The following is a 22,947-nucleotide window of genomic DNA, read 5'->3' as shown; positions in this document are numbered from 1 at the left end:
ATTAATCATTCTTAGTGCCATAAAAATACAGCGAATGAGAATCAATTTTTACGCCAAAAGCTCCTTCTATAGCTTCTTTAATACCTTGAATTCTAGGATCACAGAACTCGATAATTTCTTCAATCTCTTTGTCTGAATCTTTTTTATAAATCACCAAATGATCGTGCTGCTTATCAAAATAAGATTTCTCGTAAGAAGATGAAGTCAACGTTTTTTCACCAAACTGGTGCTTACGAATCAAACCCGCATCAAGGAAAATCTCGATGGTATTGTAAATTGTAGCTTTAGAAACATGATATTTTTTCTGCATCATCAGAAGATATAAGTCATCTACATTAAAGTGATGATCCATATTATAGATCTCTTCTAAGATTGTGTATCGTTCAGGCGTGTTACGAAACCCTTTTTCAAGCAAATAATTTCGTAAAACGTCTTTTATTAAAGCTATATTTTTTTCTTTTTGTAAAGTATCCATTAAAAAATTTATTACTACAAATTTATCGATTTTTATTTAAATCAATATGATGGATTTCAGTTATGAAATGTGAATGTTAAAAATTAGATCTTCGGAATTCTGCCTGCTGGATTTTACTGCTCGAAATCGTTTCCTCAGTTAATGGTGCAGATTCCACAACCACATTGTGTGAGGTAACTCCCCAAGATTTGAAATCATCACTACCAATATATTTAACAAAATTATAAATATTTAACGTAATTTTTTGTTTTACCGTTAAAAGAATATCGTTAATATACGTGTTATCTATGATTACATACTTCAAATCTGGCGGAATATTATGTGCTCTGAGAGATGGATGGCTGCTTCGGGAAGGAATTGTTCCGTCTGCCATTAAATCTTTTAGAACCATATTGAAATAATCATTAATTCTACGGTCTACTTTAAATCCTAAAAGGAAATTAACTTTATAAATCGTTCCGGGCAAAATTTCATCTATGCTGTATTTAAAAGTATAAGGATCTTCTTGATTCACAATGCTCAGAATAAAATAATGATCTGCTCTTTTCGGTTGTTTTTTGATGATTGAATAAATAATTTTCGATTCTATTTCATCATTACGCTTTGCACGGCTCAGATAGGCAAGATTAGTACAATATTTTGGTATTGTTTCATCTAATTTCATGTCTTTAATAATCGAAACATATTTGTCGATCTTCACATAACTTGTGAAATTTGCCTTTAGCAATCTTCCATTATACCATGCGTACATACAAACTGCAATGAAACCTCCTAAAACCATTGTCAACCAACCGCCATCGAAAAATTTAATCACATTCGCATAGAAGAATCCAGATTCAAGGAAAAGATAAATCGCTACAAAACCAAAAAGGAATATTTTATTAAGTCTGGTTCGGCTCAGCCAATACGTCAGCAAGATTGTGGTCATCAACATCGTAATGGTAATCGTTAAACCATACGCAGCTTCCATATGCTCTGATTTCTGGAAAAATATTACGACTACAAAACAGAAAACCATCAATCCCCAATTGATTCTCGGGATGTACATTTGTCCTTTTACTCCCGAAGGATATTCAATATGCTGATTCGGCCAGAATGAAATTGACATTGCTTCTGAAAACATCGTAAACGAACCGGTAATTACCGCTTGACTCGCAATAATAGCAGCTAAAGTTGCAAGAATTACTGCTGGTAAAACTGCCCATTCAGGCATAATTCCAAAGAAAGGATTAACTCCTGTAAAAACTTTTTCATAATTATCTAGCAGCCAAGCTCCCTGACCTAAATAATTAAGAATCAACATTAATTTAACAAAAATCCAGCTTACACGGATGTTTTTTGCTCCGCAATGTCCTAAATCCGAATATAAAGCTTCCGCTCCGGTCGTACATAAAAACACCGCACCCATAATAACAATTGCGCTTGGCGAATGGGTAATCAGGTTATAAGCATACATCGGGTTGAATGCTTTTAAAATTTCGATATGATCAAAAATATGCATTGATCCGAAACCTCCTAAAACCAAAAACCACGTCACCATAATGGGTCCGAAGAATTTCCCAATAGAAGCTGTTCCGAATTGTTGTACGACGAAAACGATAAAAAGAATAAAAAGGGTAATAAAAACAACCGGTGTTTCAGGGTTGTAGATTTTAAGCCCTTCAATCGCAGACATCACTGTAAGAGAAGGCGTAATCACACTATCGGCAACTAAGGTTGATGCTCCGATGATGGCGACGACATAGAGCCATTTCTTTTTCAGCTTTTTAACTAAAGAATATAAAGCTAAAATTCCACCCTCACCGCGGTTATCTGCTTTAAGAGCGATAATCACATATTTTAAAGTCGTCTGAAGTGTTAAAGTCCAGATAATACAAGAAAGCGCACCTTCAATATAAGTGTCGAAAGGCATCGTTGAGCCATCCTTTCTTGCATTGACAATTGCTTTCATTACGTAAAGCGGTGATGTACCGATGTCTCCGAAAACGATTCCGAGAGAAACAATAACTCCTACAAATGAAAGCTTTTTAAGGTCTATATGATGACCTCCTTCTGTAACTTCTGCCATGTCAGCTAATTATTTTGAAAGCGCAAATGTATACTAAATTTATGACCCTCAACCAAAATAGTCATGCATTATATAAATGAAAAAACTTCCTTTCGGAAGTTTTTTTCTATAATCGTATCATATTATTTAACGTACATCGCTTTTTTGATTTCCTCTTTCACTTTTTCAAGTTTCGGGAACCATTCTGCAAATAAAGCTGCTGAATATGGAGCAGGTGCATCAGGAGTAGTAATTCTCTTGATTGGTGCATCCAAATAATCAAATGCTTTCTGCTGTACCATATAAGTAATCTCTGAAGATACAGAACCAAATGGCCAAGCTTCTTCTAAAATCACCAATCTGTTTGTCTTCTTTACTGAAGTTAAAACCGTATCGAAATCTAAAGGACGAACTGTTCTTAAATCGATAACCTCAACAGAAATACCTTCTTTAGCCATATCTTCAGCTGCCTGAAGAGCTAATTTCATAATTTTTCCGAAAGAAACCAAAGTAACATCAGTACCTTCTCTTTTGATATCAGCTTTTCCTATTGGTAAGTAATATTCTTCTTCAGGAATTTCCATTTTGTCTCCGTACATCTGTTCAGATTCCATGAAAATTACCGGATCGTTATCCTGAATTGCAGTTTTTAATAATCCTTTCGCATCATAAGGGTTTGAAGGAACTACTACCTTAAGACCCGGAACGTTTGCGAACCAGTTTTCAAAAGCCTGAGAGTGTGTTGCTCCCAACTGACCTGCAGAAGCTGTAGGACCACGGAAAACAATCGGGCAGTTCCACTGACCACCACTCATCTGACGGATTTTTGCTGCGTTGTTGATGATCTGATCTATCCCAACAAGAGCAAAGTTGAATGTCATATATTCTACAATCGGTCTGTTCCCATTCATTGCAGCTCCCACAGCGATTCCTGTGAAACCAAGTTCTGCGATAGGTGTATCGATTACGCGCTTAGCACCAAACTCGTCCAACATTCCTTTAGAAGCTTTGTATGCACCATTGTATTCTGCAACTTCTTCTCCCATTAGAAAAATGGATTCGTCTTTACGCATTTCCTCACTCATTGCCTGCGCAATCACTTCACGAAAAGTATGTTCTGCCATATTTATTTGAAAAATTTAGAGTACAAAAATAGTGTTTTTTTATTATTTACATAACAAAAAAGACAACACATTGCTGAGTTGCCTTAATATTTAATATTATTTTAAACTGATTAGTTTACTTTCTGCCAAACTTGTGTTCTTCCTAAGATAGAAACGCCCATATAACCTCTTACATTTAGCTTATCTCCGCTTTTTGTGATGGTACATTTATACGTTTTACCGGTTTTAGGATCTGTAATGGTTCCTCCTGTAAATTCATCACCATCTTTTGCCAAACCTCTGATGATTTCCAATCCTAAAATTGGTTTACCTTTTCTGTCATCTTTACAAGATGTACAGTTGGCATCCGCTGGTTTAATCAATAACTGAGAAACTTTTCCGTAATATTTACCGTCAGATTTTTTGTAAATCTCAACGATAGATTTCGCCTGTTTTGTTTCATCATCTATGGTTTTCCATTTTCCTTCGATTTGTGCAAATGACATCACACTGAATAGTGAAAGTACAAATGTTGCTAATAATTTTTTCATATTATAGAGTTTAATTTAAATTATAGATTCTTAAATTCTTAATTAGTTAAAAATAGACATAAATTTTAAACGCACAAACATTTTTATTATCCTTTGCATATATAACAACAGGAAGAGCATTTTTTTAAATTAAACAAATAAAAAATTAATTCAGCTTTCTATTGATCACTCGGCTCATATAATCCTGATACCATGCTTTTGCCACTTGTTTTCCTTTTTCGGTTTCCGGAGATTTTATTTTATCATTCAGATTGTTTTCAAAACCTAAATCATTTTTATCATAAATTCCTATAATGTTTTTACCGTCGAATCTGTAAATATAATTTCCATAGATAAACTGCTCCGAACTTCCGTCTGAGTTGACAATCAAAGGCTGATATTTTTTTTCACTTACCAAACTTCTCCCCCAACTTCTTATTTTTTTGTTGTATCCAATTAAATCTGCCAAAGTAGGATAAATATCAATTTGCTGCGCCAATTCATTATTCACCCCTTTCAACTGATAAGCAGGATTTGGAGAATAGAAAATCAAAGGAACTGCAAAACGGTTCATCGCTTTTTCATATTCCGAATAATAAACCTGATTGGTATGATCTCCTGTAAACACGAAAATGGTATTCTTAAACCAAGGTTGTTTTTTTGCAGTTTCAAAATATTCTTTGATCGCATAATCAGTATACTGCATTGGTTCATGCATTTCAATATTGCCTTTTTTAAATTTCCCATTATATTTTTCAGGAATTTTAAAAGGGTGATGCGATGAAGCCGTAAAAACGGTCGCCATAAAAGGTTTTGATTTCCCTACATTTTTAGCAAAATACTGTAAAAATGGCTCATCCCAAATTGCCCACATTCCATCGAAATCTTCATTGTGATTGTATTCATCTTTCCCGAAATAATGTTTAAAACCAAGAATATTTCCAAAACCTAAAAATCCCATCGAACCATTCGGAGCTCCGTGATAAAATGAAGTATCATATCCTAAATCATTACAAACCGAAACAATCGACTGAATTTTCTGATTAGAATAAGGCGAGCTCGTAAAAGCATCCATCAAACTCGGAATTCCCGCCAAAATACTGCTCATCCCGTGAATAGATTGTCTTCCGTTGGCAAAAGTATTCGGGAAAATCAGACTTTCATTCGCCAAACTGTCTATAAATGGCGTGTAAGAAACATAATCTTTGATGTTTTTATCTTTATTAAAAGCCCCTGAATATTCTCTCCCAAAAGATTCCACAATAAATATCACAATATTGGGTCTATCCTGAACCTGTCTGTCGTACGTTTTATAGGTGTTGATATTTTCATCAATAAATTTCTGGTCGACAAAATGAACTTCTTTAAAATTATTAGATCCCATTGTTCTGAAAAACGAAAAAGTAGAGTTCAGAACCAAATTTCCCTGAAGCGGAGTTTTCACAAACTTATTCGCATCCACTAAGTTAATAGGTCTTGTGCTGTGTTTAAAATCACCTCTGATTCCACCAACAATTAATACCGCAGTAATACACAAAGTCACCACAGACCAAATAAAATAAGGAATAAGTTTTACCGGTTTTTTATAATTAATCTTAAATCTTTGATACAGAAAAACCCATGCAGCCATTAAAAATACAAACCAAATAATGACAAAAGGATGTTCTGTGATTGAGACAGTAAATACTTTAAAAATATTCGTCTCATGTTTTGCTACCTGAAATGCCGCAGAAGTAAGCCTTGCCTGAGAAAACTTATAATAAATAAAATCACCAAAATTCATCGCATACGCAATTCCGTTGGTGATAAAATACAGCCAGATTATAAATTTCTGATATCCACTTTTTGTATTGATAACAATAGGAATTAAACTTAACAAAATAAACAGAGCATTCACATATAAAATTGCCGTAAGATCAAATGCGGTCCCATGATAAGCCAAGCTCAGATAATCTGCAACGCTGTCCACTTTTATTAAATCTTTATTGAAAAACCAAAACAAAAGTCTCGCAATCTGATAAAAAACAAAAGCCAAGAAAAGCCTGTAGCATAGAACAAGGATTTCTTCTTTTCTGAATTCTTTGAAAAATTTCATTTTTAAATAGTATTGTTTTTAAAAGTCAATTATTTATCGATCGCAAAATTACGTTAAATTCATATGTAGATATTTATTTTTTTATTGGTCATATGCAATCGCCAATTATATGGCCTCATATTTTACTGTCAGTTAGAGCGATTTCATAGGATTGTAATTTTTAGTTGACATTAATTAAGGTTAAAATTTTTAAAAAATGTAATTTTGCTGCTATGAATTTCATTAAGAACAATCTGGCAAACGCCATTACGCTGGGCAACCTTTTTTCGGGTTGTATTGGTGCTGTACATTTGATTTTAGGTGATTACCAAACGACGGCAATCTGCATTATTTTGTCTTTGGTTTTAGATTTTTTCGATGGTTTTGTGGCGAGAGCTTTAAAAGCCAATTCCAATTTGGGAACCCAGCTCGATTCTTTGGCAGATATGGTAAGTTTCGGATTCATTCCGGGATTGGCGATGTTTAAAATGTTGGAACCATTCGGAAATGAACTTTTCGGATTACAGCTTCCTTTTGAAATTAAATATTTCGGATTTCTCATTACGCTTTTTTCTTGTTTGAGATTAGCCATTTTTAACCTTGACGAAGAGCAGAAATATTATTTTAAAGGTTTAAATACGCCATCTAATACGATTTTGGTTTTTGGTTTATTGTATGCCTTCAAAGAAACTCAAAGCTTTAGTTTTCTTCTTGAAAACGAATTATATTTATTAATTTTCACGGTTGTTTCTTCTTGGATTCTTATCAGTCCGATCAAAATGATCGCCATGAAATTCAAATCGATGAAGTTGCAGGACAATTATCCGAAATTAGCTTTATTAATTGGCTCAATTCTTATTTTAGCAATATTTAAAATTGTCGGAATCCCAATGGTGATTCTTTATTATATTGTTATTTCAATTATCTTTCAAAAACAACTTAAATAGTTATAAATTATGAGTTATTAGAACTCATAATTCATGACTTACAACTCATAACTTAAAAAAAATGAACTTAAAACTGCATAAACCTCTTTGTGTATTTGATCTTGAAACAACAGGAACCAACGTTGGAAAAGACCGAATTGTTGAAATCTGTATTTTAAAAGTAAATCCTGATTCTTCAAGAGAAAGCAAAACATGGAGAGTAAATCCTGAAATGCCGATTCCGGTTTCTTCGAGTGAGATCCACGGAATTTATGATGAAGACATTAAAGATTCTCCAACTTTCAAAGAAATTGCTCCGAAAATTGTTGAGATGATTTCAGGAGCCGATTTGGGAGGTTTTAATTCAAACCGTTTCGATGTTCCATTGTTGGCTGAAGAATTACTTCGTGCCGAATTTGATTTTGATTTAAATAAATTCAAATTAGTCGATGCACAAACGATATTCCACAAAAAAGAACCAAGAAATCTGGGTGCTGCTTATCAGTTTTATTGTGGAAAAACTTTAGAAAATGCCCACTCTGCGGAAGCCGATGTTTTGGCAACGTTTGAAGTTTTGGACGCACAAGTTGGAAAATATGATGATCTTCCTAATGAAGTTGCCGAACTCAGTGAGTTTTCTACTCAGAACAGATTTGCCGATTTAGCCGGAATGATTCATTACAACGCAAAAGATCAGGAGATTTTTGCTTTCGGAAAATACAAAGGTCAGGTTGTGAAAGAAGTTTTCCAAAAAGATTTGGGATATTTCGGATGGTTGCAAAATGCTGATTTCCCTTTGTACACGAAAAAAGTTTTTACTAAAATTCAGCTTTCAAGTAAGTTTTAATTTTTTTCTACCCGCAAAAGAGACAAAAGATTTTAGTTTATTTTCATAAACCTTTGTTTCTTTTGGGGTAAAAATCTTTTAATTTTCTATAAGGTATGAAAATTGAGTTATAAAAAATTAAAAAAGGATGAGCAACTTAGTTAAGTTTAAATTTTACGAAACTGCACTTGAAGCTAATCGCGACAAGCAGATTCTTGCCGAGAGCAACATCAACAGCTTTATCGCAAACGAACAACTGATACAATCAGATTGGTTGCTTTCGCAGGCTGTTGGCGGAATTCAGTTACAGGTTTTTAAAGATGATTTTGAAAACGCTGAAAAAATCTTAGCTGATTATCACGAAAACAACAAATTTTCTTTAGAAGTTGAACATACTGTTGAAGATCCGAAATTTGATTTTGTCTGTCCGAAATGTGGTTCAAATCACATCTATAAAGACGACAGCTCAACCAGTTTCTTCGGAATTTCTTTGCTTTCGAGTGACAGATATGTGTGTTACTATTGTGAGAATATTTTTACACATTAGAAAGATGGAAGTTTGAAGATGGGTGATGGAAGTTTAAATGATTGAGGATAAATTTTGAGATTATTTTGCTTAAATAAACTTAGCACAAGCTAATTCCACTTTTCGCTATGATACATTTGAAATGACACGCGGAATTCCCCTCCTTTGGAGGGGTGGCGAAAATTTCAAAGAAATTTTTGACTGGGTGGTTTTCTAGCACAACAATTTTTATTAGCCCCGATTGCAGCGACATCCTTTTGTGCAGCGCAGCGGAACAAAAGATACAGCGGAAAGCAGGAAAAAGCTCCTTAAAAAATACTACTAATAAATAAAAATGAGTAATGAGTGATTCTGAGATTGCTTCTTCGCTTCGCTCATCACAATGAAAAATAAATTATGAAAATAATCTGCATAGGAAGAAATTACAGCGAGCACGCAAAAGAATTGGGAAATGCTATTCCCGATCAACCTGTAATTTTTATGAAACCGGACACCGCGGTTTTAAAAGGAAATGATTTTTACATCCCTGAATTCTCCAATGATGTACATTACGAATTGGAAGTGGTGGTGAAAATTTCAAAAGGTGGAAAATACATTCAGAAAGAAGCCGCTAACAAACATTATGAAGAAATCGGTTTGGGAATAGATTTCACCGCAAGAGACCTTCAAAGCGACCTAAAATCTAAAGGTCTTCCTTGGGAACTGGCAAAAGGTTTTGACGGCTCTGCAGTAGTAGGAAATTTCTTTAAAAAAGAAAATTATAATCTTGAATCTCTGAATTTTTCGCTTCTAAAAAATAAAGAAGAAGTACAAAAAGGAAACTCAAAAGATATGATCTTCAGTATTGATGATATTATTGCTTTCGTTTCACAGTATTTTACATTGAGAGTGGGTGATCTAATTTTTACAGGAACTCCGGAAGGTGTAGGAAAAGTATCTGAAAATGACGTATTAGAAGCTTATCTTGAGGATGAAAAAATCTTGGATATAAGAATTATGTAACATTATCATTTGAGATTGGTCTCTTTTTTTCATATCTTTAAAAAGACTTAAATTACAAATTCAAACTTATGATAAACATTATTTTACCTGTAGATTTTGGAGAAAAAACAGATCAGCTTGTTGACGGAGCCGTAAAATTCGCCAAAGAAGTAAACGGAAAGATTTGCCTTATACATGTTGCGCCAACAGATATTGGTTTTGCAATCGGGGATATGGGATATCAGTATTTTCCGGAAGTAGAAGAAAATGAGATTAGAGAAGAGCTGGTTCTTTTAAATAAGATTAACCAAAGAGTTCTTGCTCAGGGTGTAGAATGTGAACATATCCTGAAACAGGGCATCGCAAAAGATACTATTTTGGAATATGCCGATCTTAAAAAAGCAAATTATATCGTAATGGGCTCTCATGGAAGAAGTGGTATTTACGATGTTTTTGTAGGAAGCTTAACTAAAGGCCTAACGAAGAGTTCTAAAATCCCGGTATTGGTACTTCCAATTCACGAATAAAATATATCACTTATCAACGTAAAAAAGACCGATCAAAAAATTTGACCGGTCTTTTTCTATATAACCAATTAATTAACCTTCTTTTTTATAGATCGCAGGATCGTAGTAAGGATTCTTACCTTCTGTAGGAGAATAATATTCTTTGTCTTTATCTCCACCAAGAGTTACCACCAAAACGTAGCACCAATACGTGAATAGTACGCAACATACTGCGAACAAAATCCAGTTTAAAACGTTTCCGAAAATATCGTAGAAACCAAATGCCCATTTGAATGCATCACTTAAGAATAGAAAGAAAGACGTCATTATTTTCCTTTTTTAAATTAACTTTGCACAAATTTATAAAAAATGTTTAGATTACTTTCAAAAGAAAGCAATATTTTTTCAATTCCTGTGTACATTGGTTTTCTGCTTTTAATAGTAATACTATTTAACATACTGAATTTCAATACTTACGAAGGGATTATTGCAGGAATTACTTTTGTAGGAATTGCATTGGGATATTTCTGTTTCAATGCAATAGATCTTAATTATCACACTCATTTACCATTATTCCTCTACACATTTTTTATCTTTGGGCTTTATGATGGCAGTATTGACTTAGGAATTTCAGTTGCTATTCTTACCAATTCTTTTCTTTTACTTCTTTTAACAAGCAGTGATGAAGACCTCAGAAAGAAATCTTATGTTTTGGTAGGCTCAATTGTTGCATTAAACTTTATATTCTTACCCACGACTTGGCCGATGATGATTTTTGTATTGATTCATTTAATTGTCACTTCTGAAAGAGTAGGTTTAAATATTTTCAGATTCCTATTAGGTATTATAATGATTGGGCTCAGTTATTTTTCGATGATGTTTTTCTTTCAATTCAATGCTTGGAATACCGACTATATTCCTTTTGGTAAGATGAAAATGATGACCGATTACACAGACTTACTTTCATTGCTCCCCATTGCTTTAATGTTGATTTATGCAATCTATGACCATTTTACTCATTATAATAAGAAAAGCCCCGTAAGCCGATATAAATATACTTTCTTGCTGGTTTTTTCATTAGCTCAGCTTATAAGTATCATCCTTTATATGGATACAAGCTATGAGTATTTGTTGCTTTTGGCTTTCCCTTCAACGATTATTCTAAGCAGGATGTTTAAGTTTTTACCTAAATACTGGATGCAGGAAACCTGTGTTTGGTTAACCATTGTAAGTTTAATTGCTTTTAAAGCAGGAACTCACTTCAATTTATTTTAAAAATAAGATTATGATTCAAATAGACGATAAATTAATTTCTGAAGATATTTTTTCTGAAGAATTTGTTTGTAACCTTACCAAATGTAAAGGTGCATGTTGTGTAGAAGGTGATGTAGGAGCTCCTTTAGATAAAGACGAGCTTGTAATTTTAGATAATATTTATGATAAGATAAAACCTTATCTTACTGAAGCAGGAATTAAAGCATTAGACGAACAAGGAACCTGGACAACCGATCCTATGGATGGAATGTACGTAACTCCGATGATTGAAGATGCAGAATGTGCTTATGTAACTTTTGATGAAAGAGGCATTACAAAATGTGGTATTGAAAAAGCTTACGAAGATGGCGCTGTAGATTGGCAGAAACCAATTTCTTGCCACCTCTACCCGATTAGAATTACAGAATATTCTACTTTTTCAGCTTTAAACTACCATGAATGGCCAATTTGTAACGATGCCTGTACTTTAGGAAAAGAACTTCAGGTTCCGGTGTATAAATTCCTTAAAACTCCACTTACCAGAAAATACGGCGAAGATTTTTACGCTACTTTGAGCGATGTTGCCGAAGAGTGGAAGAAGGAGTATGGGAAATAATTTTGGTTGATAGTTGATAGTTGATAGTTGATAGTTGATAGTTGATAGTTGATAGTTGATAGTTGATAGTTGATAGTTGAAAAATAAATGATTTTGTTATCATTGGTATATTTCTAACTGATGGAAAATCCCGAAGGGACGATTTAACAAAGAATAGGATGAAATCCTATTAATGACAAAGTATAATTATCACAAAAAATCACAGCATTACACTTAAAAACAAACCATCTCAGAAAAATTTCTGCGGTGGTTTGTTTTTTTTAATATCTTTATCAGACGAAGGAGAGTTTATTCCTTATTTTACTGAACCTTTTCGTGTGCGAGCTATCATATTTCCTTTTTTAAAAGGAGAAAGTAATAACACTTAAAAAATAAACATGAAAAATGCCGGAGAAGAATCCGATAACTCTCAGCCTGAGCTACTGCAGCAAGTTTATAATAAACTTCCCGAATTTATAAGAAAAAAGTATTCTGTAATCTATGATGATAGTTATAAAAACTATGACAACATCTTTGTTTTTAAATCATCCAATGAAAAATGGGGCGCGTTAAAATACAATAAAAACAGTCATCAACATTCCATTATCGCGGAATGTATATATGATGCTGTCGGTTTTCATCCTCGATATAAACTGATTGAAGCAGTTAACTATAAAAATGAATCTTATTGCAGTCGTGAAATTTCCATACTTTTTAATACAGAAGGTGAAGTCTTGAAAGAGCTGAAGGAGATTGATTCTCTGAAGTTTGATCATTTGGGAAATATTTCGTTCTCTGTTAATCATTTATCAGGATTGTTTAACTCTGCTTTTGAAATACAGATTCCTGCAAAATACAGCGTTTTTTCAGTATTAAGAAAGAATCTTTTTCTTGTAAAAATTTCCTCGGGTTCCGAACAATTATTAATTAATGAAAAAGAGGAAATTATCTGTAATATAGGATTTTCAGAAATTATTCTTAAAGAAATTTACAATGATAAAATGATCATTAAAGAATCTGAAACATATTATCATTTAAATATTATTTCCGGAGAAAAAACAAAACTTAATTTCGATTTGATATATCCCATTTCACGCTTATACAACCTCTCGCTCTATCCTGTAACTAAATTCATAACCGTTAAAAATTTTATTGACGGTGATGATGATTTTTATGAAAAAAACGGTTTTTTTGGAGACAGATTTATAACAGATGAAGGTAAATACGGCTTAATAAATGCTAATGGCGAAATTTGTATTCCCAACATTTATGATAAAATACAGCAGATCCACGATGATCATTTTAAGGTAGCTCTGGGTAAATTTATTTTTAAAATTGATAGCGAAAAAGAAGAAGTCACCGCAACGGGTGGTAAATGGGGAGTTATCAATTCAAAAAACGAAATTATTATTCCAATAGAATACACCAATATTTATTACGATAAACACAAAAACGTTTACATCGCTTATCAGGGAGGCGAAATGACAGGATATGAAGATCCTCACGATAATAGTTATTATTGGAGCGTGAAAAACGGTAAAGAAAAAAAAATCATAATTCAATAAAAACAAACCACCGCAGAAAAATTTCTGCGGTGGTTTTCATTATATGTAATCGGCTAAGATTATTTTACTACGGTAGCTTTTACTGCTCCAGAAGTTTCCTTTTTAGGGGCATTTTCCCACCCGTCTTCAGGCATTAAAGTAGCAACTACTCTGTTTTTTGTCAGGTATTTCTTAGCAACATCCTGTAGATCTTTTACAGTCAATGCTTTTACTTTCTCCTGATAATTTAAGATATCATACTTATCACTACCGTCTAACTGGTTTTTAGAAATAGCATTCATCCAATAATTATTATCCTTCATATCGGTTTTATAATCATTCATCTCTCCTTCTTTGTACTTATCAAGATCTTTTTGCTCAGGGCCTTTATCGATTAGTTTCTGAATTTCTGCAATTGCACTTTTCGTCAGTTTATCTGCATTTTCAGGGCCACAAGGGAAGCTTAAGCTGAAGCTATAGCTGCTGTAAGGAACTTTTCCCATATACCCTCTTGCACCACCACCGTAGATTCCGCTTTCGTCTTCTCTCAGTTTTTCAATTACTTTGATCGTAGCTACTTCACCTAAAGCTGCAAGAGCTAATGCTTCTTTCTCATTATAAGGAGTTTCTCCAGAGTAAACAATTTGCACCATACTCTTCGGATCTTTACCTTTTTTGTACACTTTGGTATGATCTCCGGTCATTCCTCTATATCCGGTGTCTTTGAAGTTCGTCGTTTTTCCTGTAGTTGGTAAACTTGCGATATATTGTAAAACTTCATTTTTAAATTTAGCCTCATCAATATTTCCTACAAAATAGAAATGGAAGTTTCCTGCATTGGCAAATTTCTCTTTGTAAACATCGTATGCTTTTTTGTAATCTGTCGCTGCCCAGTCCTTTTCTAAAGGAAGAATTCCGATGAATCTTGGGTTTTTCTGATTCGTAAACTTAGCATGCTCACTAGCGAAATACGTCTGAGGATTAGACAGAATATTATCCAACATTGCAGACTGCTTTACTTTGTAAGCATTGAATGCTTCCGGGCTGTAATTTAAATTTGTAAAATAAGCATATACAAGCTCCATTGCAGTACCTAAATCTTTTTGGTTGGTTCTACCCATTATTCCTTCTAAAGTGCTGCTGATGTAAGGGTTTACACTCACCTGCTTTCCTGCTAAATAATTGGTAAGTTCTGCTTTAGAAGCACCGTTTACTCCTGCTTCAGTTAAAGCTTGATAAGCAAACTGAGTTTTATTGAAATCTGTATCATTCAATAATGAATTTCCTCCTAAACTTCTTGCTGAAAAAACAATCTCATCATCTTTAAAGTCGGTTTTCTTGAAAGTAACTTTTGCACCGTTGCTTAGCGTCCAGGTTGTGGTTCCTAATTTTGCATCAGAATCCGTTTTAGCAATTTCACCTTCAGATTTGAATGGTTTTACTAAGTTTTTAATGGTTGCTTTTTCTTCGTAAGGCTTAAGGTCAGCCATTTTTACATCGTCAAAAGTCTTTAGAACCAAAGCTTCTGTAGGCATCGTTACATTGTCTTTTTTAGGACCTGTAATCACGATTACTCTGCTGTCGTCTTTCACCATTTTTTTAATAACATCATTAGTTTGTGCTAATGTTACCGATGGTAAGAATTTTTTTACATCTTCATATTCCCAGCTAATTCCTGGCATTGGTTCCTGCTCCAGAAAGTTTCTTACATATTCGTCTACCAACATATCGCTTTCTGTTTTGTCGCGGTTGTTGTAAGAACTTTCCATATTAGACATAATCTGAGATTTTGCTCTGTCTAATTCACTTTGTGTAAAACCAAACCTTTTGGCTCTTTCAGTTTCTTCTAAAAGAACTTTCAAAGCATTGATCTGATTTCCTTCTTTTACCATCGCAAATCCCTGGAAAGCTTCCTTCGTTCTTGCATAGGTTCCACCATGATAAACAGACCCGAAAGTAAACGGAGGATTATTAGAATTCACCAGTTCTCTCAATCTGTTGTTCAGCATTTGTGTTGAAAGATTTTCGATTAAGCTTTGGTTGTATTGTTCAACGGTAACATCCGGCGTGTAAGAATCTGCATCTTTCATGATAAACTGAACCATAGAATTGGTCGCATCCGGATCAGTTTCTATCGCCACCAAAGTTTCTTTGTGATTCGGAAGATCAAAAGTTTTTCTTTCTCTTGGCTTAGAAGGATTTTTATATTTGCTGAAATTGTCTTTAATTTTCTTTTCAACCTCATCTACATTAATGTCTCCTACTACCACCAATGCCATCAGATCTGGTCTGTACCAGTCTTTATGAAACTGTCTGATAACATCCGGTTTGAAATTCTGAAGCACCTCTTTAGTACCAATAGGTAGTCTGTTGGCGTATTGAGATTTGTATAATAATTTAGGTAAATATTTATCAGACATTCTTTTGTCTGCTCCTAAACCTAATCTTAATTCTTCTAAAACAACGCCTCTTTCTTTGTTGATTTGCTCATCAGTTAATGTTGCATTGAAGGCCCAATCTTCCATTACTTTCAATCCTGAATCCAGATTTCCTGGCTTATCTAAAGGTACGGGAAGCATATAAACGGTTTCGTCAAAACTTGTGTAAGCATTAAGGTGCTGACCAAACTTTACTCCGATTGACTGTAGAAAATCTACTAATTTGTTGTCTGGGAAATTTTTGGTTCCGTTGAAGTTCATATGCTCCATAAAGTGGGCAAGACCTCTTTGGTTTTCGTCTTCTAAGATAGATCCAGCGTTGATAGCCAATCTGAAGTCTACTTTTTTCTCCGGTAAATTATTTTTTTTGATGTAGTACTTCATTCCGTTTGGAAGAGTACCGGTTCTTACAGAAGGATCCATAGGGATATTCTGTGCAAAAGCCATAGACGACATTAAAACGATTGCCGCTACTGACGATAAAATTCTTTTCATACAATTTGATTTTTAATTTCAGCTAAAATTAAAAATTAATCCCAGTCTGAAGAAATTTAATCCCTAATTTTTTAGTTAAACTTGCGTTAAAGTTTTAAAAACAAAAAAACCGGCAAAAGCCGGTTTAAAATATATTATCATTAATGATTATTTAAAATCCACATCAGAAACCCCTGAGTTGATAGTAATTTTTGTTGTTTTAATAACTACTTTTTGCCCACTTCCTTCGGCTTCTATATTCTCAGGAAATTTAATTCCATCTACAGTAAGGTATGATTTTATTACTGCATCACCCATTTCTGTGTTTGACTTATATAAAAGACCTGTAGCCACATCAAAATAAAATTTACCTTTATCTGAAGCCAATACATTATAATCTTTACCATCTATTTTTTCTACGGTAACTCCGCTGAAATTAGCTGCATCATATCCTAAAGCATCGATCGTTTTTCCTTTTTTCAATTCCGGAATTACGGTTGCAGGAAGGTCACTTTTAGTCCCCATTTGATTAACGTACCCTTTTTCGCCATCAAACATCTGAGTAACTTCCTGACCCATTACAGACTGTACCGATTTGAATTTATTGCCCATTTTTTTGGTATTCATGGCAATTTCCATTCCCTGAAGAGACATTGTGTTTTCTGTAATCGTTGTTTTTACAGCCTCCAGTTTACTTTTTCCACCCAATGCATTCAGGTAACTATCAATAACCTGTTGAGGAGAAAGTTGAGATTTTGCTACCGGTGCCGTAATAGCCGTTTTTGTCTGCGCATTTACAGTAGTGGTAAATAATACCGCACAGAAAAACGGAATGATGATCTTTTTCATATTGAAATATTTATTGTTTAAAAGCTTGTGAAATCCTATTTGCCCCTCTGAAAGAGGCATTCGATTTCATTATTAAATTTAAAGCGATAAAGATAATCATATTGCATAAAATGAAATAATTTGCAGAATAAATTCTCTAAAAAACAAGAGACTTTATATCAACATTAACTTTATTGGCAAATTTTTCTGACTTTGACGGAATTATAAATCCAACTTTCAAGTACATTCATTAATACGAAAGCAAAATTTAATCTCTCAAACTCATAAAAACAAAAAAACCTCCAATTTTTTGGAGGTTTTCAAATATTTATATCAAAATAAATTATTTCTTCAATTCTTCTAAAAACTCGTCGTGAGAGATTTCAGTTTCCTTTTTCGTTGCTTTTTCAAGGATAACATCTTTCAACTTAGCCATTGCTACTTCAGAAGAAATTTGTCTTACCTGCTCTTGGTCTTTCAACATTTCAGCAGCATATTTTTGAATTTCTTCATCACCTAAATGGTGAATTCCGTAGATTGCCAATTGATTTTTCACTAATTGCTCAGCCTGAGCCAAAACGTCAGCGTACTCTAATTGGATATTGTTATCAGACATCAATTTACCTTCGATGATTTGATATTTCAATTGAGTTTTTTCAGCTTCAAGAATAGATTGCGCCTGCTCTTCAGACTGGATGTTCTGGTTAGAGAAGATCAACCACTTCGTCAAGAAAGACTCAGGAAGTTTTACTTCTTCTTTTTCAGAAACCTGCTCCAACACTTTGTTTACAAAGTGTACGTCTGCATTCTGCTGGAAGTACTCGTCTAATTCAGCTTTTACTTTTTCTTTAAGCTCTTCTTCAGTTTTGATGTTTCCTTCACCGTATACTTTATCAAATAACTCCTGATTAAGTTCTGCCAAGTTTAAGCTATAGAAATCTTTTACTTTAACTTCAACTTCAGCGTGGTGTAAATGCTCAACTTCTTCTGGAGAGAAACCTAATTCTTTAGCCAAATCTTCGTCAGCAGCAAGAGTTTCTTTAGACACTTTTACAGACTCATCCATCTTCAAACCTTTAAGCAATTTGAAAGCAGCTTTGTTTTCAGCTGTAATGGTAGCCATTTTTGGTGCATGATTGTGCTCTCCTTCTGCATCTTCTTCTACAACCTGAGTAATCTCGAAGTTGATGTAAGAATCTTTAGTGATCTTATCTTGAGGAACCTGCTCAGCAAAACGCTTCTGCATATTTTCTATGCTCTTGTTGATTTCTTTTTCAGAAGCCGAAACTTTGTAGTGAGGTGCTTCATATTTAGCCAAGTCGATTGTAAACTCAGGCTCGTAACCTACTTCGAAAGCTACTTCCAACTTCTCTGCATTATGATTGAAATCATTTACAGGTTGTGGAACCGGCTGACCAACTAATCTTAGTTTGTTTTCGTTGATATAGTTATTTAAAGCATCAGAAACTTGTTTGTTGATTTCTTCGAATGCAATCCCTGCTTCATATTGCTTTCTAACCATACTCAAAGGCACTTTCCCTTTTCTGAAACCAGGAACTTGTGCATTTTTAGCATAATTAATCAATTGCTTTTCTACTTTTTCTTTGTAGTCAGATTTCTCCAATGTTACTGTAAGCAATGCACTTACATCATCATGGTTTTTTGCGGTAACCTTCATTATTGATTAAAATTTTAGGTTGCAAAAATATGAATTTTTTATTAAAACAAGACATTCCTTTTGTTATAATACGTTAAAATAAAAAGACATTACCGAAATAATGCCTTTTTGTAATATTAAAAATTTGTCTGAACTCACTTTTAGTGTGCGTCAACCGTAATATCTACATCAGTTTCACCACCTGTAGTTTGACCTAACTGATTGGTTGCAGAAGGATAATTCTGATTAACTGTTGCAGGACCGTGAATCAATTTAATATTCATCTTTCCTGTTGGCTGCGTAGAATTAATTGTCCATTCTGTTCTTAAGCCCAATTTTTGTCCGTCTGTTCTTACAATATCATTTGCAGCTCTCAACACTGAAATATCTGCATTCGCAGGACCAAATGTTATAAAGTGATGATCTTTTTCTTCCTCAATTTCATCAGATGAATGATAATGATCATCATGTTTAATCTGGAAATCGAGTTCTGCTAAATAAGTACTTCCTACGGTTAGATGTAAATGTCCCACTGCTTCACCAGAGATAACACTAACCGTTTGTACATCTGCAGCATCAGCTTTATTAGTCAGTTTTAAAACCACTTTCCCAATCTCATCATGCTCATGAACATCTTCAGGAATGCTGTCATCATCTGACCTACAAGAAAATACTAAAAGGGCTGCAAAAAGGACTAGTGTAATATTGATAAATTTTTTCATTTTAATTTTAAATTTTAAGTTGTAAATAAATTAGAAATTGTATTTGAGAGTCACGACGAAGTTCCTTCCGGGTTCGTACATATAATATCTGAGTCTGTTCAGATATTCGCGATACTCTACATTAAATAGGTTGTTAATTCTGAAATTTAAATTCAGATTTTTAAATAAGTCTGCTCCCACAGAAGCATTAAATAAGGTAAACGCAGCAGGTGTAGAACTAAAATCAACGATTTCATTTCTTTCCACTCCATCTTTAATAAATGTTACCGGTAAATTTCTTATCGGAAAACGATTCTGTTTAAATGTATTTTCGTTTTCTAAAGTAACATAGAAATTCTTAGGTTTATTCAGATTCAGCTCGATAGAATTTCTCAATTTTGCAGGCATCATCAAAATCAGTGGTTCATTATTCGAAAGATCGTCACCTCTCAAAATACTGAATCCTGATTTCCATTTTAAATTATCTAAAATTGATAATTCTGCATCGGCATCAACCCCGTAAATTCTCGCTTTAATTTGCTGATAAGACCAAACCGGGAAAACCCCTCTGTTTGTATTTAAAACACTCGTTGGAATTTGGTTCACAAAATTATCAGACATCATCAGATAAGGATTTGCTTCGATGTGAAGACCTTTCAACACATCAAAATGACCTGCCAATGAAAGATTCACATTGTAAACAGTTTCTTTTTCAATGTTTAAATTCCCTTCTTCCATTACTGCTGCTGAATGATGCAAACCATCTGAAAACAATTCTGCAGCATTCGGACTTCTGTCTGCTCTGGATACATTCAGCTTAAACTCAAAATTCTGAGTCGGTTTATAATCTAAACCTACATTCGCCGAAAAATTATGATAATCTAAAATTGGTCTCGTTAAAATTCTGCTTCCGGATTCGCTCACAAAAAATTGCGGGAAAATATCTGCATAATTGTCATTCCATTTATCAGAATCATAATATTTGTACGCATCATATCTGCTGAAATCATATCTTACGGCAGCTTCAGCATTCAACTTTGAACTAAAACGGTATTTAAAAACAGAAAAAGCTCCGCCGTCATATCTGTAATAATCCGGAATCAAACGTCTTGCTTTAGTTGCGGGATCAGGAAAATTATCCTGAAAAGCAGCAGAAATTCCGCTTTCCAAACTCCAGTTTGTACGCTCAATTAAATGAACCAAACTTGCAGAATGAGTAATTAATCGTAAATCCATTGAAGGCACTTCACTCAGCTCTCCCCTTCTGATGTCATATTCCTGTCTTCTGTTTAATTGAAAACTATATTGAAAGGTAAGTTTACCAAAATCAGCAAAACGTTTATACGCTGAAAGTTTTGCAATATGATGCTCTACTTTCTGCTTCGGATTGTCGATATCTCTTGTAAACTGATCAAGATAGAAAGGCTGTCCGAAATTCACCGCATTATAAAAATCTTCGGGACTCGACAAATGTGCACCTCTGAAAATCCCAAATTCTTGGTTGATCCCACTATACGACACATCAAAACCCTGCAAGAAAGAATGTTTCCCAAATGAGAAATTAAAAGAATTAAATTCCATTCCCGTATTTTGCAACGTATGGTGCGGAACATACTGATCTCCCACTTTTTTATAACTTCCTCCGGTTTTCACAAACCATTGGTTTTCCCAAGATTTAGCAACATTCACAGCAATTTCACCTCCTCTTCCACTCGAAATTCCTGAAAGTTTCAGGCTTCCCATGATGGTATCTTTTTTTGGTAAAATAGCCGGTTCCAAAACGACAACTCCGCCTACTCCTTCATTTCCGTACTTCAAGGCAGAAGCACCTTTAATGACATCAATGTGTTCAAAATCATTGACATCAATATTTGGAGCGTGCTCAACTCCCCATTCCTGCTCCGCCATTTTCACGCCATTATTCAGAATAGAAATACGGCTTCCATATAAACCACGAATCACGGGTTTTGTTATATTATTACCCGTTTTCAATGCTGTAACTCCTGAAATTTTTGATAATAAATTCCCCAGGTTTTCTGTAGAATTTCTATCGATTTCCGTTTTATCAAGTGTTCGCATAATCACAGAGCCTTTCGTTTTGTGGCTTCCGTGAATGGTAACGGTTTCGATATCACCAATATGATGTTCTAAAGTAATTGCTAAATGCAAATCTCTGTTGACTCCTACATTTTCAGTATAATCATCACACAGAGCATGTTTAGCAATGAGTTGATAATTTCCTGCAGGAATATTTTTAAATGAAAACTCACCTTTTTTATTGGTTTTGGCTGTAAAATCTCCGATTTTCACCATTGCATTTTCAAGCATGGTTTTATCGTGAAAATCCTGAACAGTACCTTCTACCGTGTAAGTTTTCTGTGCGTTTGTAATTGCAAATCCACAAAGGATAAGCAGAACACTATATATCAATTTCATTGTAAAATAGATTGATTGAGTATTTTTCAAGCCGTTTTTTTCACGCTTCGTGAATAGCTTAAAACATACTTTCGTTAAAAATTTTGAATTGGATAAAGTTTGCTATTTTGATTTGTACTTTGCCTTGAAGCAAAAAGCACCAAAAATTTAAGACTAGAATCTTCCGTTAAAAATTAAAATTAAATCCTAAAAACCCAAGAAATGGTTTGCATTACCAATTGTGGTTTTAAATCACAAATTATGCTTCATGCAAACAATAAGGACTTGGTTCAAAACGATTCATTAGTTATTGAATCGCCGAAACACAAATGCATTTTTAACGGGATAAATTTCAATTTTCTGAACGCTTCATATTCTTAAGTCAAAATCTTGTACTTGCATATTAAATACATTCATACAAATAGGATTGACTTAAATCTTAAAAATTTAAAGCAAAAAAAATCCGAAAAAGAATCAAAGATTATGAAATTGCAGGAGGTCCGCGAAGTTGAAAAGAAAATTTAGTTTGTGACCAGATTTTTTCCTGTACAGCAAAAACCTGCTCTACCTCATGAGTATGTTTGATCAACGTGAAACTAAATTCGTCTGGTAATAAAGTATTTCCTGTTGCTAAAAAGTGACAAGCCAAACAGTCCCCTGCTTTTTCTTTAGCATCAGTTTTTGAAATAGAGTTTTCCGTTTTTTTAAGATTAAAATGTTTGAAATCTCCAGACTCATGACTGTGAAAACTTGAAGAAAAGAGCGCAAAGAAGTAAATCCCAAGCATCAGCTTTGAGATAAAATTCTTTAATTGTCTACTTTCCTTAAAAACCATTACGCAAAATTATAAAAAATAAATGAAAGGCTTTTCAATAAACATTAATTTTTGAATAATAAAGCATTATTTATGGAAGATAGCATTGCTACGGAATGCGTTATTGGGCTACAATTTTATTTTCTACACAGATATTGGTCTTATGGAGCAAATTTTTATCAACAAATATTGTTTTCAGAAGTTTCGCTCCTATGGAGCTTAAATTTTGTTAA

20 protein-coding genes are annotated in these 22,947 nt (G+C 33.8%); 8 read left to right on the top strand and 12 right to left on the bottom strand.

The genetic code is table 11. From position 1 onward, the window contains the following. Position 1: 1 nt before the first annotated feature. The 5 genes from B5X64_RS06330 to B5X64_RS06310 all read right to left on the bottom strand — a co-directional run bounded on the left by B5X64_RS06330 (position 2) and on the right by B5X64_RS06310 (position 6,250). The gene (locus tag B5X64_RS06330; RefSeq protein WP_047399628.1) at positions 2–475 is read right to left on the bottom strand and encodes a Fur family transcriptional regulator; all 474 of its coding nucleotides are present in this window, start codon (positions 473–475) and stop codon (positions 2–4) included. Between the two features lie 76 nt (positions 476–551). Beyond that, positions 552–2,543, bottom strand: coding sequence for a KUP/HAK/KT family potassium transporter (locus tag B5X64_RS06325; RefSeq protein ID WP_079464426.1), 1,992 nt, complete (start codon positions 2,541–2,543; stop codon positions 552–554). Positions 2,544–2,665: 122 nt separating this feature from the next. Then, on the bottom strand, positions 2,666–3,646 hold the full coding sequence (locus B5X64_RS06320) for a pyruvate dehydrogenase complex E1 component subunit beta (RefSeq protein ID WP_066675807.1): 981 nt from the start codon (positions 3,644–3,646) through the stop codon (positions 2,666–2,668). 110 nt (positions 3,647–3,756) lie between these two features. Beyond that, a complete protein-coding gene (locus B5X64_RS06315) occupies positions 3,757–4,176 on the bottom strand; it encodes a DUF2147 domain-containing protein (protein WP_079464425.1) in 420 nt (139 codons plus the stop codon). Positions 4,177–4,321: 145 nt separating this feature from the next. Further along, positions 4,322–6,250 (bottom strand): LTA synthase family protein, encoded by a 1,929-nt coding sequence (locus B5X64_RS06310; protein WP_079464424.1) that lies wholly within the window; start codon positions 6,248–6,250, stop codon positions 4,322–4,324. A 212-nt stretch (positions 6,251–6,462) separates the two neighbouring features. On the opposite strand from B5X64_RS06310, the gene B5X64_RS06305 reads away from it, so the two are divergent. The 5 genes from B5X64_RS06305 (at position 6,463) to B5X64_RS06285 (ending at position 10,015) form a co-directional block, all read left to right on the top strand. Then, the gene (locus B5X64_RS06305; protein ID WP_079464423.1) at positions 6,463–7,176 is read left to right on the top strand and encodes a CDP-alcohol phosphatidyltransferase family protein; all 714 of its coding nucleotides are present in this window, start codon (positions 6,463–6,465) and stop codon (positions 7,174–7,176) included. 61 nt (positions 7,177–7,237) lie between these two features. Beyond that, entirely contained in the window at positions 7,238–8,002 is a 765-nt protein-coding gene (locus B5X64_RS06300; RefSeq protein ID WP_079464422.1) for a 3'-5' exonuclease, read from the top strand. 127 nt (positions 8,003–8,129) lie between these two features. Next, positions 8,130–8,528, top strand: coding sequence for a putative signal transducing protein (locus B5X64_RS06295; protein ID WP_079464421.1), 399 nt, complete (start codon positions 8,130–8,132; stop codon positions 8,526–8,528). A 375-nt stretch (positions 8,529–8,903) separates the two neighbouring features. Continuing rightward, complete coding sequence (locus B5X64_RS06290) at positions 8,904–9,509, top strand: fumarylacetoacetate hydrolase family protein (protein WP_079464420.1); 606 nt, start codon at positions 8,904–8,906, stop codon at positions 9,507–9,509. A gap of 68 nt (positions 9,510–9,577) precedes the next feature. Then, positions 9,578–10,015, top strand: coding sequence for a universal stress protein (locus tag B5X64_RS06285; protein ID WP_079464419.1), 438 nt, complete (start codon positions 9,578–9,580; stop codon positions 10,013–10,015). A gap of 72 nt (positions 10,016–10,087) precedes the next feature. Here B5X64_RS06285 and B5X64_RS06280 read toward each other — a convergent pair whose 3' ends face one another. After that, positions 10,088–10,321, bottom strand: coding sequence for a DUF6341 family protein (locus B5X64_RS06280; protein WP_079464418.1), 234 nt, complete (start codon positions 10,319–10,321; stop codon positions 10,088–10,090). 42 nt (positions 10,322–10,363) lie between these two features. Here B5X64_RS06280 and B5X64_RS06275 point away from each other — a divergent pair, with 42 nt between their 5' ends. The 3 genes from B5X64_RS06275 (at position 10,364) to B5X64_RS06265 (ending at position 13,408) form a co-directional block, all read left to right on the top strand. After that, positions 10,364–11,269 (top strand): DUF6427 family protein, encoded by a 906-nt coding sequence (locus B5X64_RS06275; RefSeq protein WP_079464417.1) that lies wholly within the window; start codon positions 10,364–10,366, stop codon positions 11,267–11,269. A 10-nt stretch (positions 11,270–11,279) separates the two neighbouring features. Further along, complete coding sequence (locus tag B5X64_RS06270; RefSeq protein WP_079464571.1) at positions 11,280–11,864, top strand: DUF3109 family protein; 585 nt, start codon at positions 11,280–11,282, stop codon at positions 11,862–11,864. Between the two features lie 377 nt (positions 11,865–12,241). Beyond that, a complete protein-coding gene (locus B5X64_RS06265; protein WP_079464416.1) occupies positions 12,242–13,408 on the top strand; it encodes a WG repeat-containing protein in 1,167 nt (388 codons plus the stop codon). A 59-nt stretch (positions 13,409–13,467) separates the two neighbouring features. On the opposite strand, the gene B5X64_RS06260 is transcribed toward B5X64_RS06265, so the two are convergent. The 6 genes from B5X64_RS06260 to B5X64_RS06235 form a co-directional block, all read right to left on the bottom strand. After that, positions 13,468–16,320 (bottom strand): M16 family metallopeptidase, encoded by a 2,853-nt coding sequence (locus B5X64_RS06260; RefSeq protein WP_079464415.1) that lies wholly within the window; start codon positions 16,318–16,320, stop codon positions 13,468–13,470. Positions 16,321–16,467: 147 nt separating this feature from the next. Continuing rightward, a complete protein-coding gene (locus B5X64_RS06255) occupies positions 16,468–17,148 on the bottom strand; it encodes a hypothetical protein (protein ID WP_079464570.1) in 681 nt (226 codons plus the stop codon). 322 nt (positions 17,149–17,470) lie between these two features. Then, on the bottom strand, positions 17,471–18,805 hold the full coding sequence (locus B5X64_RS06250; protein ID WP_079464414.1) for a trigger factor: 1,335 nt from the start codon (positions 18,803–18,805) through the stop codon (positions 17,471–17,473). A gap of 140 nt (positions 18,806–18,945) precedes the next feature. Next, on the bottom strand, positions 18,946–19,506 hold the full coding sequence (locus tag B5X64_RS06245; RefSeq protein WP_079464413.1) for a hypothetical protein: 561 nt from the start codon (positions 19,504–19,506) through the stop codon (positions 18,946–18,948). Between the two features lie 30 nt (positions 19,507–19,536). After that, positions 19,537–21,921, bottom strand: a complete 2,385-nt coding sequence (locus tag B5X64_RS06240) for a TonB-dependent receptor (RefSeq protein WP_079464412.1) — start codon at positions 21,919–21,921, stop codon at positions 19,537–19,539. Positions 21,922–22,381: 460 nt separating this feature from the next. Next, entirely contained in the window at positions 22,382–22,687 is a 306-nt protein-coding gene (locus B5X64_RS06235; protein WP_228418778.1) for a hypothetical protein, read from the bottom strand. Between the last annotated feature and the right edge of the window lie 260 nt (positions 22,688–22,947).

The sequence above is a fragment of the Chryseobacterium balustinum genome, assembly GCF_900168205.1.
In the GTDB taxonomy this organism is placed as follows: domain Bacteria; phylum Bacteroidota; class Bacteroidia; order Flavobacteriales; family Weeksellaceae; genus Chryseobacterium; species Chryseobacterium balustinum.
Note: the sequence above shows the minus strand (reverse complement) of the source record. Positions and strands in the feature narration are given on the sequence as shown.

Coding starts and splice junctions, on each gene's coding strand:
- B5X64_RS06330 (WP_047399628.1), bottom strand. CDS start 475: ATGGATACTTTACAAAAAGAAAAAAATATAGCTTTAATAAAAGACGTT.
- B5X64_RS06325 (WP_079464426.1), bottom strand. CDS start 2,543: ATGGCAGAAGTTACAGAAGGAGGTCATCATATAGACCTTAAAAAGCTT.
- B5X64_RS06320 (WP_066675807.1), bottom strand. CDS start 3,646: ATGGCAGAACATACTTTTCGTGAAGTGATTGCGCAGGCAATGAGTGAG.
- B5X64_RS06315 (WP_079464425.1), bottom strand. CDS start 4,176: ATGAAAAAATTATTAGCAACATTTGTACTTTCACTATTCAGTGTGATG.
- B5X64_RS06310 (WP_079464424.1), bottom strand. CDS start 6,250: ATGAAATTTTTCAAAGAATTCAGAAAAGAAGAAATCCTTGTTCTATGC.
- B5X64_RS06305 (WP_079464423.1), top strand. CDS start 6,463: ATGAATTTCATTAAGAACAATCTGGCAAACGCCATTACGCTGGGCAAC.
- B5X64_RS06300 (WP_079464422.1), top strand. CDS start 7,238: ATGAACTTAAAACTGCATAAACCTCTTTGTGTATTTGATCTTGAAACA.
- B5X64_RS06295 (WP_079464421.1), top strand. CDS start 8,130: ATGAGCAACTTAGTTAAGTTTAAATTTTACGAAACTGCACTTGAAGCT.
- B5X64_RS06290 (WP_079464420.1), top strand. CDS start 8,904: ATGAAAATAATCTGCATAGGAAGAAATTACAGCGAGCACGCAAAAGAA.
- B5X64_RS06285 (WP_079464419.1), top strand. CDS start 9,578: ATGATAAACATTATTTTACCTGTAGATTTTGGAGAAAAAACAGATCAG.
- B5X64_RS06280 (WP_079464418.1), bottom strand. CDS start 10,321: ATGACGTCTTTCTTTCTATTCTTAAGTGATGCATTCAAATGGGCATTT.
- B5X64_RS06275 (WP_079464417.1), top strand. CDS start 10,364: ATGTTTAGATTACTTTCAAAAGAAAGCAATATTTTTTCAATTCCTGTG.
- B5X64_RS06270 (WP_079464571.1), top strand. CDS start 11,280: ATGATTCAAATAGACGATAAATTAATTTCTGAAGATATTTTTTCTGAA.
- B5X64_RS06265 (WP_079464416.1), top strand. CDS start 12,242: ATGAAAAATGCCGGAGAAGAATCCGATAACTCTCAGCCTGAGCTACTG.
- B5X64_RS06260 (WP_079464415.1), bottom strand. CDS start 16,320: ATGAAAAGAATTTTATCGTCAGTAGCGGCAATCGTTTTAATGTCGTCT.
- B5X64_RS06255 (WP_079464570.1), bottom strand. CDS start 17,148: ATGAAAAAGATCATCATTCCGTTTTTCTGTGCGGTATTATTTACCACT.
- B5X64_RS06250 (WP_079464414.1), bottom strand. CDS start 18,805: ATGAAGGTTACCGCAAAAAACCATGATGATGTAAGTGCATTGCTTACA.
- B5X64_RS06245 (WP_079464413.1), bottom strand. CDS start 19,506: ATGAAAAAATTTATCAATATTACACTAGTCCTTTTTGCAGCCCTTTTA.
- B5X64_RS06240 (WP_079464412.1), bottom strand. CDS start 21,921: ATGAAATTGATATATAGTGTTCTGCTTATCCTTTGTGGATTTGCAATT.
- B5X64_RS06235 (WP_228418778.1), bottom strand. CDS start 22,687: ATGCTTGGGATTTACTTCTTTGCGCTCTTTTCTTCAAGTTTTCACAGT.